At 41.0% G+C, this 18,594-nt stretch carries 16 protein-coding genes; 13 read left to right on the top strand and 3 right to left on the bottom strand.

The window, feature by feature from the left end; translation table 11 throughout:
* Nucleotides 1–225: 225 nt before the first annotated feature.
* The 7 genes from PHAL_RS0119400 to mutT all read left to right on the top strand — a co-directional run bounded on the left by PHAL_RS0119400 (nucleotide 226) and on the right by mutT (nucleotide 11,191).
* Nucleotides 226–2,298, top strand: a complete 2,073-nt coding sequence (locus PHAL_RS0119400) for a M13 family metallopeptidase (protein ID WP_016710101.1) — start codon at nucleotides 226–228, stop codon at nucleotides 2,296–2,298.
* Nucleotides 2,299–3,006: 708 nt separating this feature from the next.
* Nucleotides 3,007–3,888: an NTP transferase domain-containing protein gene (locus tag PHAL_RS0119395; protein WP_016710100.1), complete on the top strand. Its 882-nt coding sequence runs from the start codon at nucleotides 3,007–3,009 to the stop codon at nucleotides 3,886–3,888.
* A gap of 49 nt (nucleotides 3,889–3,937) precedes the next feature.
* Nucleotides 3,938–5,011: a phosphotransferase enzyme family protein gene (locus PHAL_RS0119390; RefSeq protein ID WP_029216254.1), complete on the top strand. Its 1,074-nt coding sequence runs from the start codon at nucleotides 3,938–3,940 to the stop codon at nucleotides 5,009–5,011.
* A 300-nt stretch (nucleotides 5,012–5,311) separates the two neighbouring features.
* A complete protein-coding gene (locus PHAL_RS0119385) occupies nucleotides 5,312–6,682 on the top strand; it encodes a Gfo/Idh/MocA family protein (protein ID WP_016710098.1) in 1,371 nt (456 codons plus the stop codon).
* 364 nt (nucleotides 6,683–7,046) lie between these two features.
* Nucleotides 7,047–7,526 (top strand): DUF721 domain-containing protein, encoded by a 480-nt coding sequence (locus PHAL_RS0119380; RefSeq protein ID WP_016710097.1) that lies wholly within the window; start codon nucleotides 7,047–7,049, stop codon nucleotides 7,524–7,526.
* Nucleotides 7,527–7,861: 335 nt separating this feature from the next.
* A complete protein-coding gene (gene secA, locus PHAL_RS0119375) occupies nucleotides 7,862–10,570 on the top strand; it encodes a preprotein translocase subunit SecA (RefSeq protein WP_016710096.1) in 2,709 nt (902 codons plus the stop codon).
* A gap of 225 nt (nucleotides 10,571–10,795) precedes the next feature.
* On the top strand, nucleotides 10,796–11,191 hold the full coding sequence (gene mutT / locus PHAL_RS0119370) for an 8-oxo-dGTP diphosphatase MutT (protein ID WP_016710095.1): 396 nt from the start codon (nucleotides 10,796–10,798) through the stop codon (nucleotides 11,189–11,191).
* A gap of 124 nt (nucleotides 11,192–11,315) precedes the next feature.
* Here the strand turns inward: mutT and yjgA are convergent, their stop codons facing one another.
* Nucleotides 11,316–11,843 carry a ribosome biogenesis factor YjgA gene (gene yjgA / locus PHAL_RS0119365; protein WP_016710094.1) on the bottom strand — a complete coding sequence of 176 codons (528 nt, stop codon included), beginning with the start codon at nucleotides 11,841–11,843 and terminating at the stop codon, nucleotides 11,316–11,318.
* Between the two features lie 11 nt (nucleotides 11,844–11,854).
* Between yjgA and PHAL_RS24675 the strand changes: the two genes are divergently transcribed.
* The 3 genes from PHAL_RS24675 (at nucleotide 11,855) to PHAL_RS0119350 (ending at nucleotide 15,004) form a co-directional block, all read left to right on the top strand.
* Nucleotides 11,855–11,989, top strand: coding sequence for a hypothetical protein (locus PHAL_RS24675; RefSeq protein WP_016710093.1), 135 nt, complete (start codon nucleotides 11,855–11,857; stop codon nucleotides 11,987–11,989).
* A 261-nt stretch (nucleotides 11,990–12,250) separates the two neighbouring features.
* Nucleotides 12,251–13,600 carry a metalloprotease PmbA gene (gene pmbA / locus PHAL_RS0119355; protein ID WP_016710092.1) on the top strand — a complete coding sequence of 450 codons (1,350 nt, stop codon included), beginning with the start codon at nucleotides 12,251–12,253 and terminating at the stop codon, nucleotides 13,598–13,600.
* 987 nt (nucleotides 13,601–14,587) lie between these two features.
* Entirely contained in the window at nucleotides 14,588–15,004 is a 417-nt protein-coding gene (locus PHAL_RS0119350) for a VOC family protein (RefSeq protein WP_016710091.1), read from the top strand.
* A 53-nt stretch (nucleotides 15,005–15,057) separates the two neighbouring features.
* Here PHAL_RS0119350 and PHAL_RS0119345 read toward each other — a convergent pair whose 3' ends face one another.
* A complete protein-coding gene (locus PHAL_RS0119345) occupies nucleotides 15,058–15,717 on the bottom strand; it encodes a LiaF domain-containing protein (protein ID WP_016710090.1) in 660 nt (219 codons plus the stop codon).
* A 342-nt stretch (nucleotides 15,718–16,059) separates the two neighbouring features.
* Here PHAL_RS0119345 and PHAL_RS0119340 point away from each other — a divergent pair, with 342 nt between their 5' ends.
* Genes PHAL_RS0119340 through PHAL_RS24670 form a run of 3 tightly spaced genes read left to right on the top strand, consistent with a single transcriptional unit; the run spans nucleotide 16,060 to nucleotide 17,025 of the window.
* Entirely contained in the window at nucleotides 16,060–16,623 is a 564-nt protein-coding gene (locus tag PHAL_RS0119340) for a BON domain-containing protein (RefSeq protein WP_016710089.1), read from the top strand.
* A 53-nt stretch (nucleotides 16,624–16,676) separates the two neighbouring features.
* The gene (locus tag PHAL_RS23975) at nucleotides 16,677–16,835 is read left to right on the top strand and encodes a YqaE/Pmp3 family membrane protein (protein ID WP_016710088.1); all 159 of its coding nucleotides are present in this window, start codon (nucleotides 16,677–16,679) and stop codon (nucleotides 16,833–16,835) included.
* A gap of 55 nt (nucleotides 16,836–16,890) precedes the next feature.
* Complete coding sequence (locus tag PHAL_RS24670) at nucleotides 16,891–17,025, top strand: hypothetical protein (protein WP_258165118.1); 135 nt, start codon at nucleotides 16,891–16,893, stop codon at nucleotides 17,023–17,025.
* 150 nt (nucleotides 17,026–17,175) lie between these two features.
* Here the strand turns inward: PHAL_RS24670 and gorA are convergent, their stop codons facing one another.
* The gene (gene gorA / locus PHAL_RS0119325; protein WP_016710086.1) at nucleotides 17,176–18,537 is read right to left on the bottom strand and encodes a glutathione-disulfide reductase; all 1,362 of its coding nucleotides are present in this window, start codon (nucleotides 18,535–18,537) and stop codon (nucleotides 17,176–17,178) included.
* Nucleotides 18,538–18,594: the final 57 nt, after the last annotated feature.

Raw genomic sequence — 18,594 nt, 5'->3', positions numbered from 1 at the left:
TCGTCCTTATTTTAATTATATAAATTAGAAACAAGGTTAGGGTAAAACGAGCAAAATTAAAAGCTAAGCTCGCGCTTACAAACTTTGTTACATATTTAAAACGTCTGTTTTGGCTTATCGGTTTATTGTTGCATTGAACAGGTTTAAGATGGGATACCGAATATTCTAGTTCAATACTTTTTTAGTGGCTGAATATTCAAACGATAACTAACAAACGAGACAATCATGAAAAAAGTAACGCTTACTGCAGCAAGTATTGCACTTGCTTTGGGGTTAGTCGGCTGCGGCGATAAACAAGAAACCACAAAAAAAATCGAAGTCGCTCAAGTTAGCGCACCTGCAACGCAGCTTAATTCAGGTATTGAATTAGCAAATATGGACAAGTCGGTCCGTGCTCAAGACGATTTTTACTATCACGTAAATGGCCAATGGTTAGCTAGTACCGAAATCCCAGGCGATAAGTCTAATTATGGTTCGTTCTCACAGTTATACGATGATTCGCAACAAGCGATGAAAATTGTGCTTGAAAAAGCGGCTGCAAATACCGCAGTTAAAGAGGGCACGGATGAGTATAAATTAGGTGCATTCTTTAAAAGCTACATGAATGAAGCAAAACGTAATGAGCTAGGCATTACCCCGTTAAATGCACCTTTAGCTGCAATTGATGACGTAAAAAATAAGTCAGATTTAGTGGCGCTTATGGCTAAAATTCGCATGCAAGGCGGTGCCGTGCCATTTGGTTGGTATGTAAATAACGATGCTAAAAATTCTAGCGAAAATGCCTTATATGCTTATCAATCAGGTTTGGGTTTACCTGATCGTGATTATTACTTAAAAGATGACGAAAAGTTCACTAAGATCCGTGCGCAGTATCAAGTTTACGTGACTGATATTTTAACCCACGCTGGTGTTAAAAATGCAGACGAAGCTGCCAAAGCTATTATTGCCCTAGAGACTAGCATTGCCGAAGCACAGTGGACGCGTGTTGAAAGCCGTGATGCAACCAAGTCTTACAATAAAATGAGCGTTGTTGATGCAAGCAAGTTAACCGGTGAGTTTGACCTTGTTGAATACTTTAAAGCGTCAGGCGTGAATACTGCCGACATTATTGTTAGCCAACCGAGCTACTTTGAAAAATTTGCAGATATTTATAAAACAACAGACTTGGCAACGTGGCAACAATATTTAAAATTCCACCTAGTAAGCAACTATGCCGGTGTGCTAGATAAAGAATTGGTTGATTTAAACTTTAATTTTTATAGCACCACATTACGTGGTGTAAAAGAGCAAGCGCCACTTTGGAAGCAAGCTGTTGATGCCTCTAACGCAGTGCTAGGCGAGATTTTAGGTAAAGTTTACGTTAAAGAAAACTTTCCACCAGAAGCGAAAGCTCGCATGGAAGAGTTAGTTGATAACGTGATCAAAGGCTACGCTGTAGCAATTGAAAACCTAGAATGGATGAGCCCTGAAACTAAGCTTGCCGCGAAAGAAAAACTCGACAAGTTTACGCCAAAAATTGGTTACCCAGATAACTGGAAAGACTACTCACAGTTAAGCATTAATGCCGATGATTTGGTCGGTAATTATATTCGCCACAGTGAATGGGCTTATGCGGATATGATCGACAAGTTAGGTAAGCCAGTTGATCGCTCTGAGTGGCACATGACACCACAAACAGTAAATGCTTACTACAACCCTGTGAATAATGAAATTGTATTTCCAGCGGCAATTTTACAACCGCCATTTTTTAACTTAGAAGCTGATGATGCGGTTAACTACGGTGCTATTGGTGCAGTAATTGGCCATGAGTTAGGCCACGGTTTTGATGACCAAGGTGCTAAGTATGATGGTGATGGCAATTTACGTGACTGGTGGAGCGAGTCAGACCTTAAGCAGTTTGAAGAGCGTACAGGGCAATTAGTGGCGCAGTACAATGAGTACAAACCATTCGAAGATGCCAGCGTTAATGGCCAACTCACCTTAGGTGAAAATATTGGTGATTTAGGTGGCTTAACGGTTGCTTATACTGCATACCAATTATCACTTGGCGATGGTAAAGCACCAGTGATTGATGGCTACACTGGCGAGCAACGCTTTTTTATGGGCTGGTCGCAAATTTGGCGCCGTAAATATCGTGATGAAGAGCTACGTAACCGCTTAATGACAGACCCTCATTCACCTAGTCATTACCGCGTAATTGGGATTTTGTCGAATATGCCGGAGTTTTACCAAGCGTTTGATGTAAAAGAAGGCGATAAAATGTATATCGCCCCAGCAGAGCGTGTAAAAATTTGGTAATTAATTTTTAATGTATAAAAACGGTGGCTCAGGCCACCGTTTTTGTTAGAGGTTAGAGGTTAGAGATTAGAGAAATAGCCGCGAGTTACGGGTTACGAGGTGCGATAAATAACAAGAGCAAAGGGAAAAGGTTAAAAGGTTAAAAGGTTAAAAGTTAAAGGGAAAAGGTTAAAGGGAAAAGGTAAAAGGTAAAAGGGAAAAGGTTAAAGGGAAAAGGTAAAAGGTAAAAGGTTAAAGGTTAAAGGTTAAAGGTTAAAGGTTAAAGGTTAAAGGTAAAAGGTTAAAGGTAAAAGGTTAAAGGTAAAAGGTTAAAGGTAAAAGGAGCTACAGAAACTCGTTACCCGCAGCCCGTGGCTTTATCCCGCGCGGTTTAAAGATTCATGGCTGAAGCTATTTCCTGCGTTACGATGTTAACCTTGAATCTAAAATCTAAAATCTAAAATCTAAAACCTAAAACCTAAAACCTAAAATCTAAAACCTAAAATCTAAAATCTAAAATCTAAAACCTAAAATCTAAAACCTAAAACCTAAAATCTAAAATCTAAAACCTAAAATCTAACATCTAAAACCTAAAATCTAAAACCTAAAACCTAAAATCTAAAACCTAAAATCTAAAATCTAACATCTAACATCTAAAACCTATCCCTATGCTAGATCTGGTGGTTGAAACTGGTAGACTCGGGCTATTAATGATTAAACGGTACAAAAATGAAAACTAAAAAACATCACCTAAGTTTAGTGGTTCTGGCGGGTGGTTTGGGCTCTCGTTTTGGTGGTAATAAGCAAATAGCAGAAATCGCAGGGCTTGGCTGTACTATTATGGAGCTTAGTATTGCTGATGCGGTTACGGCTGGGGTTACTCAAGTTGTATTAGTGATCAACCAAGCTGTGCGAAACGAAATAGAGCAAGTGATTCTACCGCGTTTACCTGCGGGGGTTGATGTTGTTTTGGTGGAGCAGAGAATTGATTTAGTACCTGAGCAGTACCAAAATTTAGTGCAACAACGAGAAAAACCGTGGGGTACGGGGCATGCGTTATTGTGCGCTAAAGAATATATTCATAATCCTGCTATTGTCATTACCGCTGATGATTATTATGGCGCGTCTTCATTTACTTTACTTGCTGATCATTTTAAAAATTCCAGTAGCTGGGCGATGGTTGGGTATCCAATCATTGACACGTTATCAGCACAAGGTGGTGTAAACCGTGGCGTTTGCCAAGTTGAAAATAATCAATTAAGAGATGTTGTTGAGTATTTAAATATACAAATTGAGCAAGGGCACATAATGGGTGATAATCCACACGGACAGCGTGAAAAAATCGCTTTAGATGCTTTGGGATCAATGAGTTTTTGGGGCATTACACCTGTACTTTTTGATGCGCTTGAAGTTGGCTTTACGGAGTTTCTGCAAAAATATGACAACGGTGTCAAAATGGAGTATTATTTACCAGATCAAATTCAACATGTGATCACATCTAATCAACAAAAAGTTACTATTTATACTGCACAAGAGTCTTGGTATGGAGTAACTTATAAATCAGAATTACAGGATGTTACAGGTAAATTATATGAACTACGTCACGGATGAGTTAGCCCCGATCATGCCTTTTCCTGGGCACAATAATAGCGAAGTAAGTATGAAGTCAAATTCCCTTGCGGTTTACTTGTCTGAAAGTTTTGGCCTTGGCAATGAAAAAGTCAGCATGAAACCAATTGGTAGTGGTCATATCAATACCACTATGTTGTTAACTGCACCTAAAAAATCTTTAGTCGTGCAAAAGTTAAATACAGAGGTTTTTCCTGAGCCTGACATGCTGGTAAAAAATGCCCGTTTAATCGAGCAGCATTTAACTAAAAAGCGCCAGTCGGGTGATTATGATTTAGCCATTATTCGTCATGTTCCTACTGTTGAAGATGGGTATTTAGTTGATTGTGATAATGGCGTTTGGCGTGCACTCGAATTTATTGGCGGCAGTTACAGTGAAGATGTTGTGCTAAACACTTCGCAAGCGCAAACTGCGGCCAATGCATTTGGTCAATTTGCTGTTGCATTAGAAGACTTTGATGCCAAGCAATTGCATCATGTTATTCCTGATTTTCATAACTTAGCGATGCGAGCCGAAAAACTTAAAGCAGTGGTTGCTAATGACCCTGTTAATCGTTTAGCTAGTTGCCAAGCAGAAGTTGATTTTTGTATGGCGCAGTTTGGGTTAATTGATGAGCTAAAATCGTTAGCTGGTAATGTGCCTGTTAGACCTTGCCATAATGATACTAAAATCAATAATATGCTGTTCTGTAATAAGTCACATGATGCCAAGGCGGTGATTGATTTAGACACATGTATGCCAGGTTACTGGCTGTATGATTTTGGTGATATGGTGCGAACTTTTTGCTCGCCAGAGCAAGAAGACTCAACCAATTTAGACAATGTGTGTGTTCGCGAAGAAATTTTTGAAGCCGTGGTTAAAGGTTATGTTGAGCCTTTAAAAGATTTAATTACCGAGCAAGAAAAACAGAGTTTTTGGTTAGGTACTAAAGTGATGACCTTTATGATTGGTCTGCGCTTTTTAACTGATTACATTGATGGCGATCACTATTTTTCAATTAAGCATGCTAACCATAACTTAGAGCGAGCACAGAATCAGTTTGCTTTATATCGTGATATTCTTGCCAAAAAAAGCACACTTAAAGCTATTTTAAGAGACGTGTAATAAAGGTTAAAAATTAAAGGCGCTAGGAGCTAGGCGCTAGGAGCTAGGGAAGTGACTAGGGGCTAGGATTCGTAGCCCGCAGCCCGTGGCTTTTCTTCTAGGGGGGCATAAACCTGCGCGAGGTAAACTCGCGCCTACGGGTTTGCACCGGTGTTTGGGTTATTGTAGGCGCGGCTTTATGCCGCGCGGTTAAGGGTAATTCTAACCCCTTCTTTTATTATGTTATCTATCCTCATCTACTTTACCTGTTACCCTATTTTAGGTAAGTTGCAGTGAAGTAAATCCAGGGATAATTATAAAATGAAGCAAATAAATCGTCGCGATTTTTTAAAAGCAGCCAGCGCGGCTGCGGCTGCCAGTGTGGTGGCCGGCTGTGCAGGTAATACTAATTCTGCAGCTATAACTCCGAAACAACAAGGCCGTTCAGTAATTGGCTTGATTGCGCCAAAAATGGATGTAGTACGGGTTGGCTTTATTGGTGTAGGCCAACGAGGTTTTGGCCATGTAAAACGCATGAGTCGTATTGCTGGTACTGAGATCAAAGCGATTTGTGACACGCATAACGAAGTATTAGAACAGTCCGCAAAGTATCTCACCGATAAAGGGTTAGCAAAGCCTGCTTTGTATACTGGGTCAGATAACGCTTACCAACAAATGCTTGAGCGTGACGATATTGATATTGTCATTATTTCCACTCCGTGGGCATGGCATGCGCCAATGGCGATAGATACTATGAATAGCGGTAAACATGCGTTTGTTGAAGTGCCGCTAGCATTAACCGTTGCAGAAATGTGGCAAATTGTTGATACCGCAGAGCGCACCCAAAAGAACTGCATGATGATGGAAAACGTCAATTATGGTCGTGATGAGCTAATGGTTTTGAATATGGTTCGCCAAGGTGTATTTGGTGAATTACTGCATGGCGAAGCGGCGTATATTCATGAATTACGCTGGCAAATGAAAGAGATTGAGCATAAAACCGGCTCTTGGCGTACCGCTTGGCATGCAAGACGAGATGGTAACTTGTATCCTACCCATGGCTTAGGGCCTGTGTCGCAGTATATGAATATCAATCGCGGTGACCGTTTTGACTTTTTGACCTCAATGAGCTCACCTGCTTTGGGGCGCAGCGCTTATGCAAAAAAAGAGTTTCCAGCCGATCATCAGCGTAATCAACTTAATTATATTGCTGGTGATATGAACACGACGCTAATCAAAACCGTTAAAGGTCGCAGTATTATGGTGCAGCATGATACAACTACGCCTCGACCTTACTCTCGCCATAATTTAATTCAGGGCACTAATGGGGTATTTGCTGGGTTCCCAAATCGTATTGCACTAGAAGACGGTGGCTCAAAAAGCTTCCATGAGTGGGATTACGAAATGGCTGATTGGTATAAAAAGTACGACCATCCCTTGTGGATAAAAATGGGTGAAGAAGCGCAGCGTAACGGCGGCCATGGTGGCATGGATTTTTTAATGTTTTGGCGAATGATTTATTGTTTACGCAATGGCGAAGCGCTCGATCAAGATGTATACGATGGCGCCGCGTGGTCTGTAATATCACCGCTTTCAGCAGAGTCAGTGAGTAACCGCAGCGCATCGATTGATATTCCTGATTTTACCCGTGGCGCGTGGCAAAATGCCAAGCCGTTGGGGGTTGTGGGTTAAAAAATTAAAGGGGGAAGGGACGAGGCTCTAGGGAAGTGACTAGGGGCTAGGATCCATAGCTCGCAGCCCGTGGCTTTTCTTCTAGGGGTGAACATAAACCTGCGCGAGGTAAACTCGCGCCTACGGGTTTGCACCGGTGTTTGGGTTATTGTAGGCGTGGCTTTATGCCGTGCGGTGTAAAGATTCATGGCTAAAGCCATTTCCTACGTTACGATGTTAACCTTGAACCTTGAACCTTGAACCTTGAACCTTGAACCTTGAACCTTGAATCTAAAATCTAAAATCTAATCTCTTTCTTTTCCCTGGTAGCTTTAACTTTGCTATTCATCTAGAATTGATCTCTCGATGTAATTTGGTGTTTTTCATGGCTAAAGATAGGTTTGCGCCAAAACCGTTAAACGATATTATGGCAGGTCTCAGTGGCCGGTTGTCGTCGTATGCGGGTAAAAGCCAAGCGCTGGATAAACAGCAGAGCTTATTAAGCGAATTTTTAGGGTCTAATTTAAGTGCTAAATGTCGGGTAAGTAATTATCGAGATGGCACTTTGATGATTGAAGCCGTTTCTGCTCCAATTGCTTTACGGTTAAATTACTTAAAAATGGATATGCTGTCGCACTTTCGCGGTGCAGGAATGGCTGAGCTTGGGCAGATCAAAATTACTGCTAACCCACAAGCAAGCCAGCGTTTGACACCAAACAATGCTACAAAAACCGCAAACGCTATGCCCGCTAAAAAACTTGCTATGAGTGAGCAAACAGCAGATTACCTTACTGCTATCGCCGCAGATGCACCGCCATCACTAAAAGAAAAGCTTGAACGATTGGCAAGGCATGGTAAGAAATAAAGGTTTTGGCGCTAGAACCTAAGTTTTTTTCACCTCTTGATTTTATTTTATCTACCTCCATATCTTCAGAGTTAATGTCGTTTCATCGCTTTTATTAAAGTTATGTTTACGAGTTATTGTAAATTTTCTTGCAGAAAACGCATATCTTAACTACGCGATGGTTTGATGTTTCGCATAGTCTGGTATAGTAGCGCACGTATTGAACGCTGCATTTGGCAACGTTTCTCGAAATTGCTAATTAATATGTGCTCAAATGAGTAATCTATTAATTAGTAATTATAAAAATGGGTTAGCTGATAATCGGCTAGCAAAGAATACATTGTAACGGTTTTATCATGATATCTAATTTATTTACCAAGATTTTTGGTAGTCGCAATGACCGCACTATTAAAAATTTAAGAAAGACGGTCGCGCTGATCAACGCACTTGAAACGCAACTTGAAGCGCTTTCAGATGAAGACTTAAAAGCCAAAACAGCAGAGTTTAGAGAGCGTTATGATAACGGGCAAAGCCTTGATGACATTTTACCAGAAGCATTTGCAGTGGTACGTGAAGCATCGAAACGTGTTAATGGTATGCGCCACTTTGACGTACAGTTACTAGGCGGCATGGTGTTACACCAAGGCCGCATCGCAGAAATGCGTACTGGTGAAGGTAAAACTCTTACCGCAAGCTTACCGGCATACCTACGCGGTATCACGGGTAAAGGGGTTCACGTTATTACCGTGAATGATTACCTTGCTAAGCGTGATGCTGAGACTAACCGACCATTGTTTGAGTTTTTAGGGTTAACGGTTGGCTGTAACGTGCCTGGTATGATGCCGCAACAGAAAAAAGAAGCCTACGCAGCAGATATCACCTACGGTACTAATAACGAATTTGGTTTTGATTACCTACGTGACAATATGGCGTTTAGCATTAACGAGCGTGTTCAACGCCCACTTTACTATGCGGTAGTCGATGAAGTTGACTCAATTTTAATTGATGAAGCACGTACACCATTGATCATTTCAGGTCCTGCAGAAGACAGCTCGCAGTTATATGCTGAAATTAATACCATAGTCCCGCTTCTTGAATTGCAAGAGAAAGAAGACGAAGAAGGGGTTGAAGGTGATGGCGATTTCACCATTGATGAAAAAGCCAAGCAAGTTCACTTAACTGAGCGCGGCCAAATCAAGGTGGAAGAATTGCTAATCGAGCGTGGCTTGATTGAAGAAGGTGATTCGCTTTATTCTGCTGCAAGTATTACGCTATTGAGCCATATTTATGCGGCATTACGTGCTCATAAGTTGTATCAAAAAGACATTGATTACGTAGTAAAAGAAAACGAAGTAATCATTGTTGATGAGCACACTGGCCGGACTATGGAAGGACGTCGTTGGTCTGAAGGTTTACACCAAGCTGTAGAAGCAAAAGAAGGTGTGAAAATTCAAAACGAAAACCAAACGTTAGCGTCAATTACTTTCCAAAACTACTTCCGTATTTACGACACGCTTGCAGGTATGACAGGTACTGCTGACACTGAAGCATTTGAGTTCCAGTCAATCTACGGCCTAGACACCGTTGTAATGCCGACGAATAAGCCGATGATCCGTGAGGATCGTGCTGATTTAGTTTATTTAACGCAGGAAGAGAAATACGAAGCAATTTTAGTTGATATTAAAGATTGCCAAGAGCGCGGCCAACCAGTATTGGTGGGTACTATTTCAATTGAAAGCTCAGAGTATTTATCACAGTTTTTACGTAAAGAAAAAATTAAGCATAATGTCCTAAATGCTAAATTCCATGCGCAGGAAGCTGACATAGTCGCCGATGCTGGTTTACCAGGTACCGTTACGATTGCCACTAACATGGCTGGTCGTGGTACCGATATCGTATTAGGTGGTAATTGGCAAAGCGAAGTTGAAAAACTAGACAACCCAACTGATGAGCAAATTAAGGCAATTAAAGACGCATGGCAAGTTCGCCATGATGCTGTAATTGCGGCTGGTGGTTTACATATTATTGGTACGGAACGTCATGAATCACGTCGTATTGATAACCAGCTACGTGGTCGTTCTGGTCGTCAAGGTGATGCGGGTTCAAGCCGTTTTTACTTATCAATGGATGATGCATTAATGCGTATTTTCGCAGGTGAACGCATGACCAATATGATGCGTAAACTCGGTATGCAACGTGGTGAAGCGATTGAGCATCCGTGGGTTAACCGCGCCATTGAAAATGCACAACGTAAAGTAGAAGCGCGTAACTTTGATGTTCGTAAACAATTACTTGAGTACGATGATGTGGCAAACGATCAGCGTCGTGTTGTTTACTCACAACGTAACGAGTTACTTGAGGAAGGCGATATTTCAGAGACTATCTCGGTTATTCGTGGTGACGTATTAGGCAATACTATTGACCAATATATCGCGCCGCAAAGTTTAGCTGAAATGTGGGATATTCCTGGTCTTGAAGAGCGTTTAAAGCAAGATTTCTTAATCGAGTTACCAATTGCACAGTGGCTAGCTGACGATAACAAGCTTTACGAAGAAAAATTACGTGAGCGTATCGAAGAAGCGGTCGAGCAAGCTTATAAAGAGAAAGAGCAACAAGTTGGTGAGTCAGTACTTCGTCAATTTGAAAAGGCGATCATGCTACAAAGCTTAGATCAACATTGGAAAGACCACCTTGCGGCGATGGATCATTTGCGCCAAGGTATTCATTTACGTGGTTACGCACAAAAGAATCCTAAGCAAGAGTACAAGCGTGAGTCGTTTGAATTGTTCTCAGAAATGCTTGAGAACCTTAAAATCGATGTAGTGAGCATTTTAAGTAAAGTGCAAGTACGTGCTGAAGAAGATGTTGAAAAAGTAGAAGAGCAACACCGTAAGAGTGAAAATGCCCCTCGTGAATATCAGCATGAAGAAGTTGAGCACGTAGGTGGTGAGACACCACAGGGCGCTGTAGTTAGCGCTCGCGCGGAACCTAAAGTTGGCCGTAATGAACCATGCCCTTGTGGCTCAGGTCAAAAGTTTAAGCAGTGTTGTGGTAAGTTAAAATAACCTGTTTGAGTACTGAAAAAGCGACGCCTACGTCGCTTTTTTTGTTTTAAATTAAGGGGAAAGGGGGAAGGCGCTAGGTTCTAGGGAAGTGACTAGGAGCTAGGTGTTTTCATAGCCCGTAACTCGTAGCCCGTAACTCGTAGCCCGTAACCCGTAACTCGTAGCCCGTGCTTTATGCCACGCGGTTTTTTGGCGGTGTAGATTAATAATAAAGGTAAGATGATAATGACTAAAAAAATTGTGCATGTAGCGGTGGGGGTTATCAAAGCGGGTAACACTTTATTTATCTGTAAGCGTCCAGATGATAAACACCAAGGTGGTTTATGGGAGTTTCCAGGTGGTAAAGTGGAAGCTGGCGAAAGCGTTTTTGCAGCACTGCAACGTGAGCTTCAAGAAGAAGTTGGTTTAACAATTAATAGCTCAAGTGAATTGATGGTGATTGAGCATGATTACGGCGATAAATGCGTAAAACTCGATGTGCATTTAGTGACTGACTTTAGCGGCCAGGCTCATGGCGCAGAAGGCCAGCAAAGCTCTTGGGTTGCTATTGAGCAGTTAGATGAATATAACTTCCCTGCTGCAAATGTAGAGATTATAGAAAAAATAAAAGAGTCTTGTTAAGCCATATCCCGCGTTCAAAAAATTCTAACCTATGTGGGGAAATATAACTGCTATAACTGCTATAACAGTTAATAAGTAATTGCCTATAAAGGGGTTTTATAGGCAACTCAGCGCTAAATGTAGTTTAGCGCATGATGCTTTCCTTAAGGTACTGAAATAACTCTTTGTAGCTTTTGGCTGGTTTTTCAGCTTTTACTTCTTTTGCGGCATTGCGTACTAATTGACGTAGCTTTTGACGCTCAATAACAGGGTGCTCTTCAATCGTTTGATTAACTAAATCATCACCTTGCGTAATTAAGTCTTCGCGTAACTGCTCAATTTTTTTAATCAAAACCTCTGCTTGGTTGTTTTTATTGAGCATAATATCGATGATAGCTTTGATCTCTTCGATATTTTCAACAGTACGTAATGTTTTAGCTATGTAATTTAAATGACGACGATACGCATCACTTTTGTTGCTGATTTTATCTGCGACTACCATGGCTTCTTTTAAATCATCATTTAAGGGTAAGCGTTCACGCTGTTTTTTCCCCATTTTGGCAATTTCTGAACCTAACTGATGAAACTCTTGCGCTTCGCGCTTTAGTTCACTTTTTGATATATAGATAATTTCTTCTTCAATTTCAGCAGGCTTGCCTTTTTTCTTCGCCATGGGGTACTCATATGATAACGTTAACTGCGGTCATTATACCCAAACTACCCCAAGATGCGAGTGTCGTCGGAGTTAAAAGCGATTTAGGCAAGGCATTGATTGCAAGTAATAGTGGTTCTATTGTTAAAATCAATAACGCAGTATAAATCGCTTTTAAACCAACCCCTTGGGCGTTTCACAGGGACTTACTCTCGTCGTTGTTACTTCTTAAAAGGGACTGCCATTCTTGCAAAGTAACGCCTTGATATTAAGCCCCTGTGAAACGCTGAATTCTGCATCTTGAGGTGGCTTGGGTATATACGTGATTCTTTTAATGATTAATATTAGCTGATGCAATGCGGTGAGTGTGTTAGCATTTAAGTATTATGATTGCGCCCGTAAAACGCTCTAAGCTCAGGACTAAAAAGATGAAAAGCCAACAGCAAGATCCTATTTATACTCAAATTTCTCAAATTAAAGATGCCGTTGCAGAAGTTTTAGAACACGCTAAAAAACTTGGCGCCACAGGCGCTGAAGCTGCTATGTCGAGCACATCAGGTTTATCGGTAAGCACACGCATGGGGGAAGTTGAAACCATCGAGTTTAATCAGGATGGTGGCTTGGGGATCAGCGTTTATGTTGGTAATCATAAAGGTTCAGCATCAACTGCTGACTTAAGCCCGAAAACATTGCGTACAGTGGTCGAAAAAGCCATTGATATTGCTAAATTTACCTCAGATGATCCGCATAATGGTGTTGCTGATAAGGCACTTCTTGAGTTTGCTCCACTTGATTTAGATTTATATCATCCGTGGGATGTTAGTCCTGAACAGGGAATTGAGCTGTGTCATACTGCTGAGCAGGCTGCACTAAACGCTGATACGCGTATTGTTAATTCAGATGGTGCGAGTTTTTCATCACACCAAGGTCTACGAGTGTATGGTAATAGCCACGGCTTAATTACCGGTTATCCGCGTACGCGCCACAGTATTAGTACCATGGTGATTGGTAAAGATGGCGAGCAAATGCAACGAGATTCAGCCTACACGGTCGCGCGTGACCAAGCTGGTTTGAATAGTGCCGCAGCGGTTGGGCTTGAAGCCGCTCATGAAACATTAGCAAAACTTAATAGCCAAAAATTAGGCACCATGAAAGTACCTGTGGTTTTTCGTGCCGATATTGCTAACTCATTATTTGGTCACCTTGTGTCGGCAATTGGTGGTGGTGCATTATACCGAAAGTCGAGTTTTTTACTTGATAGCCTTGGCACACAAGTGTTCAATAACTGCGTTAATATTTCAGAACGTCCGCATATATTAAAAGGCCTAGCGTCTTCACCATTTGATAGTGAAGGGGTAAAAACAATTGACCGCGAAATCATTCAAGGCGGTGAGCTACAAACTTACTTATTAGCAAGCTACGCAGCGCGTAAGATGAATATGACACCTACCGGTCATGCAGGTGGTATTCATAATTGGCTAGTTGAACAAACCCATGCTGACTTAGCGGCCTTGTTAAAAACCATGGGCACTGGCTTATTAGTGACTGAATTAATGGGCCAAGGAGTTAATACCGTAACAGGTGATTACTCGCGTGGCGCCGCTGGTTTTTGGGTTGAAAATGGTGAAATACAATACCCTGTAAGTGAAATAACCATTGCAGGTAAACTGCAAGACATGTTTAAAGGTATTAGCGGTATAGGTGGCGACATAGAGCGTCGTGGCGGTATTCAAACCGGCTCTGTATTGGTTGAGCAAATGCAAATAGCGGGAAGTTAGGTTAAAGCTTTAAGTCATAATTTTTTAAGCTATAAGTCCTAAGTTTTAAGCAATAAGTTTTGCTCGGTGCCTGAATTTGCGTAGGCGCGGCTTTATGCCGCGCATCAGCGGGAAAGGTTAAAGATGCTAGGGAATATGCTTTTGTAGGTCGGGCTTTAGCCCGAAAAGTAAAATATTAATTTTTTTGGTTTCTCATTTCCCCTCATTGTTTTCTCTTTGTGCAAAATGTTTATAGGCGCGGCTTAATGCCGCGCATCAGCGGGAAAGGTTAAAGATGCTAGGGAATATGCTTTTGTAGGTCGGGCTTTAGCCCGAAAAGTAAAATATTAATTTTTTGGTTTCTCATTTCCCCTCATTGTTTTCTCTTTGTGTAAAAATGTTTAAGGCGCGGCTTAATGCCGCGCATCAGCGGGAAAGGTTAAAGATGCTAGGGAATATGCTTTTGTAGGTCGGGCTTTAGCCCGAAAAAGTAAAATATTAATTTTTTGGTTTCTCATTTCCTCTCATTGTTTTCTCTTTGTGCAAAAATGATTTTAAGTAATTTATTTACCACAGAGGTTAAGAGGCGCTGCGCTGTAGAGGAGACAGGTAAAAGGTTAAAAATTAAAGGCGCTAGGAGCTAGGGAAGTGACTAGGGGCTAGGTGTCTTGGCTTTTGTGGGAACAAGCTTTAGCCGTGATTGTTTTTAGTTATGTGTTAAAGCTCATCGGCGCTAAAGCGCTCTCCTACAATCATTAAAGACTAGGGGCTAGGATTCATAGCCCGAAACTCGTTACCCGCAGCCCGTGGCTTTATGCCGCGCGGTGTGAAGATTCATGGCTAAAGCCATTTCCTACGTCATGCTGTTAACCTAGAACCTAGAACCTAGAACCTAGAACCTAGAACCATCCCCATTTTTATTATTTCATTTTTCATAAAAAACACTTTACCTCAACTTTGCTTGAGGTTTTATTGTGCCTTTAATTACTCAAATAAAGGAATTTTATTATGTATTTAGAGCACGTGAATTTAGTTGTTGATGATGTTGAAGCTATGCTGCATTTTTATAAAGCCGCTTTTCCACATTGGTCTATAAGAAGCCAAGGTGAAGGGGCGTGGCATGGAAAACCGCGAAAATGGTTGCACTTTGGTGATGACCGACAGTATTTGGCACTAAGTGATAATGGTGAACAACGTAATCGGGATTTAACGGGCCATCAAATTGGTTTAGCGCATTTTGCATATGTTACAAATAATATTGCAGCGGTTATTTCGCGTTTAGAAAGTGCGGGTTACCGTATTGATAAGCCTGGCGCGGAAAACCCTTTTCGTAAAAATGTTTATTTTATCGATCCGGCTGGATTTGAAATTGAGTTTGTGGAGTACCTAAGTGACATTCCCAGTGAGCGTAATAATGATTTATAAAGCGATTAAGTAACTCGCGGCTAGCGTGTAGATAGCTGGCCGCTTTATCGGCTTTACGAGCGCTTATTCATATCTTGCCAGCTGGTTTTGAGGCTGTTGGCGAAGGAGATAAACTTTTCTTTAATGGTTCGCTTGATTTTAATTTCTACCGAGCCAAGCAACACTTTACCTTCGATAGTAATGGTTGGTCCTTGCTGCTTGTTCAGTGACACAGATGTATTTTCAACACTGCCAATAATACTAAATAGTTTTGATACAACATTAACGTGCTCTGGAACATAAATTTGGTCACTACCAAGCAAGCAATTAACATAGAGGGTGATATTTTGATGCTGGAATATGGCATCAGTAAAATCAAGTTCAATCGAACCTAGCAGGTTAGTTAGGTGAATTTCTTTGGGTACGACCCATTGACCACTGCGCTCATTTGATCCCAATATGCTGCGTAGGTGCAATGCTTCATCGTTGTTTTTATTACTGTAATTTGGGCTAAACTGTGCTCTTTTTTCAGACTGATAGCTACTATCAGTTGTTAGTTCAAGGTCACTTACCAAATCAATTAAGGTTTGGTTATCTTTAGCTTCCATCGCTTGGTCTAATCGGCGCTCAAAAGCCTCTGCTGAAATAACCGCATGACTGTAGTTATAAATTAATTTATCAATAACTTGTTCACGCACTTGCTCAATTGGGCGATCTTCTAGTTTTACAGGCATGGTGTATTCCTTTTTAGTGAAGCAGTTGCTGTATATGTACTATTACTAAGTTCAACTATAACTAAGCAAGGCTTAGGCCATTATTAATTGCAATAAAAATCAATCTGTTAGATTTTATGAAACTAAAATGGTTCGTTATATTAACGACAGATTAACGAATAATGCTATTAAATAGTTAATTTTGCAACGACCAGAATAAATTACCGAATAGTCGGTAAATTATTACCAAGACAAAACACACTGTTGTCACATTTATTTTGTAACAGTCTGATTTTTATTGTTTTAAATGTTGGCCTGATGTTCGCATTAATCATATTGTCTTTAATCAAAAGGAGAAAGATTATGAAAACATTTAACAAATCTATTATTGCAGCGTTAGTTCTTGGTACAACAGCAATGGGTGCTCAAGCAAGTAGCTGGGAAAATGAAAGTAAAGATGCTTGGATTGATGGTAAGGCAGAAACAGTTCTTCTAATGAACACTAACTTAAACAATTTTGACATTAACACTGATGTAAAAAATGGCAAAGTTGTACTCACTGGTAAAGTTGAAAGTGAGCTTGATAAAGAGCTAGCCGAAGAGCTTGTATTAAGCCTTGATGGCGTAACTGATGTTGATAACGAATTAACGGTTGTTAAAAATGTCGAAGCCAAAAACAAGAAAATGAAATCTGATAGCACTGAAAGTGACTTAACTGACGCTAAAATCAGTACTGTTATCACAACTCGTTTCTTGTTCAACTCTGAAGTAGGTGGTACTGATATCGACGTTGATACCGATAAAGGTGTAGTTACACTCAAAGGTACTGTTGAATCTGAAGCTGAAAAACAGCTTGCAGTGAAAATTGCCAAAAATGCTGAAGATGTTCGTGATGTGATTGATGAGTTAACAATCGTCGCTGAATAATCTATAAGTCAAGAATGCCCAGCTAGGCTGGGCTTTCTTATGGAGTAAACAATATGGACTTAATTCGTATTATATTTTCAGTATTGATCCCGCCACTGGGTGTTTTTTTACAAGTGGGCTTAGGGATACAGTTTTGGATTAATATTTTGTTAACATTGCTGGGGTATATTCCAGGCTTAATTCATGCAATTTATATAATTGCTAGGCGTTAAGCGCGCAATGTTCAATAAAACAAGGATGGGCAGCCTTATGGCAAGGAGAAATATTATGGACAACATATTAAGGAAAAACCAACAAGGAAGAACAGTCAGTGTTACGCCACTGTGGACGGCACAGCAATGGAAGCAGCTAATGGATAAGGCAACAAGGAGTGAAGCCAAAGCAACAAGGAGCGGGCTTTAAATTATAAGGAATTTACTAGGATGTTAAATACCGAAAAATTATAAGTGCATGCTACTTTTTAAAGGCAGAGCATGCACTTATAACCTTCCCATAGAATATCTCAAAACTAAATTAGTATCATATAAGCTATAAGCGGTAAGTGCCCAAAGCTTATCTCATAGTAACGAACTCTTCTGAGCCAGTTGGGTGAATCGCTACAACGGCATCAAAGTCTGCTTTGGTGGCGCCCATTTTCATGGCTACTGCAAAACCTTGGATCATTTCATCAACAGCAAAGCCTAAGCCGTGTAAGCCAACTACTTTTTCATCATCACCTGCACACACTAACATCATGTTACAAGGTTGACGGTGCTGAGTAACGGCGGTGTACATAGCCGCAAACGTTGATTTATACACTTTTACGTTTTCGTTGCCGTACTGTGAAATCGCTTCTTGCTCAGTTAATCCAATAGTACCAATTGGCGGATGGCTAAATACCACTGTTGGTACTAGGCTGTAATCCATTTTTAAATCATCTGGCAGCTCTTTATTAAACAAGCGCTCTGATAAAGTACGACCGGCTTTTACCGCTACCGGGGTAAGTTCAATACCGCCTTCGATGATGTCGCCCACAGCGTAGACATTTTTAGCAGTGGTATTTTGGTACTCATCAACTTTCACATAACCGCTTTCGTTAACTTCTACGCCTGCGGCTTCAAGGTTAATTTTATCAGTCGTTGGCGTGCGGCCAATTGCCCAAATTACTTGGTCAACGTTTTGGCTGTAACCGTTTTCAAAGTGAATGGTTAAGCTACCATCGCTTTCTTTCACCACTTCTTTTGGTGAACATTCGGTATGTAACGTAGGCCCTTCTTTAGCCATAATATCAACTAGGGTGTCGATGATGTATGGGTCAAAGGTGCGCAGTGGTTTATTTTTACGAACAAATAAGTGGGTTTCTGTGCCTAAGCTATGTAGTACACCAGCAATCTCTACCGCGATATAACCTGCACCAACAACGGCTACGCGTTTTGGCTGTTCATTCAGCTCAAAAAAGCCATTTGAATCAATACCGTGTTCAGCACCAGGGATGTTTGGAATGCTAGGACGACCGCCTACGGCTATTAAAATATGATCAGCTGTGTATAGCTCACCGTCTACTTCAACGGTTTTACTGTCAACAAATTTAGCGAAGCCTTTGATAACGGTAACGCCGTTTTTGGCAAGACCATTATCATAGCCTTTATGAATTCGGCCTATGTAAGCTTCACGACTTTCAACTAGTTTGCTCCAGTTAAAGTCTTTTACTTCAACATTAAAGCCGTAATCAGGGGCATATAGGTTAATTGCTTCAGCAACTTGAGCGCCATGCCACATTACTTTCTTGGGGACGCAACCGACATTTACACAAGTTCCGCCCATGTGTTTTGCTTCAATTAACGCTACTTTTGCGCCGCGCATTGCTGCTCGGTTAGCCGACCCTATACCGCCGCTGCCGCCGCCAATTGCAATGTAGTCAAAATGCTGAGCCATAGTTATTCCTCAAAAATAAATCAATTGGTTTGATAATAGCATAAGCAAGACCTGTTA

The sequence above is a fragment of the Pseudoalteromonas haloplanktis ATCC 14393 genome (genome assembly GCF_000238355.1).
GTDB classification, from domain to species: domain Bacteria; phylum Pseudomonadota; class Gammaproteobacteria; order Enterobacterales; family Alteromonadaceae; genus Pseudoalteromonas; species Pseudoalteromonas haloplanktis.
Note: the sequence above shows the minus strand (reverse complement) of the source record. Positions and strands in the feature narration are given on the sequence as shown.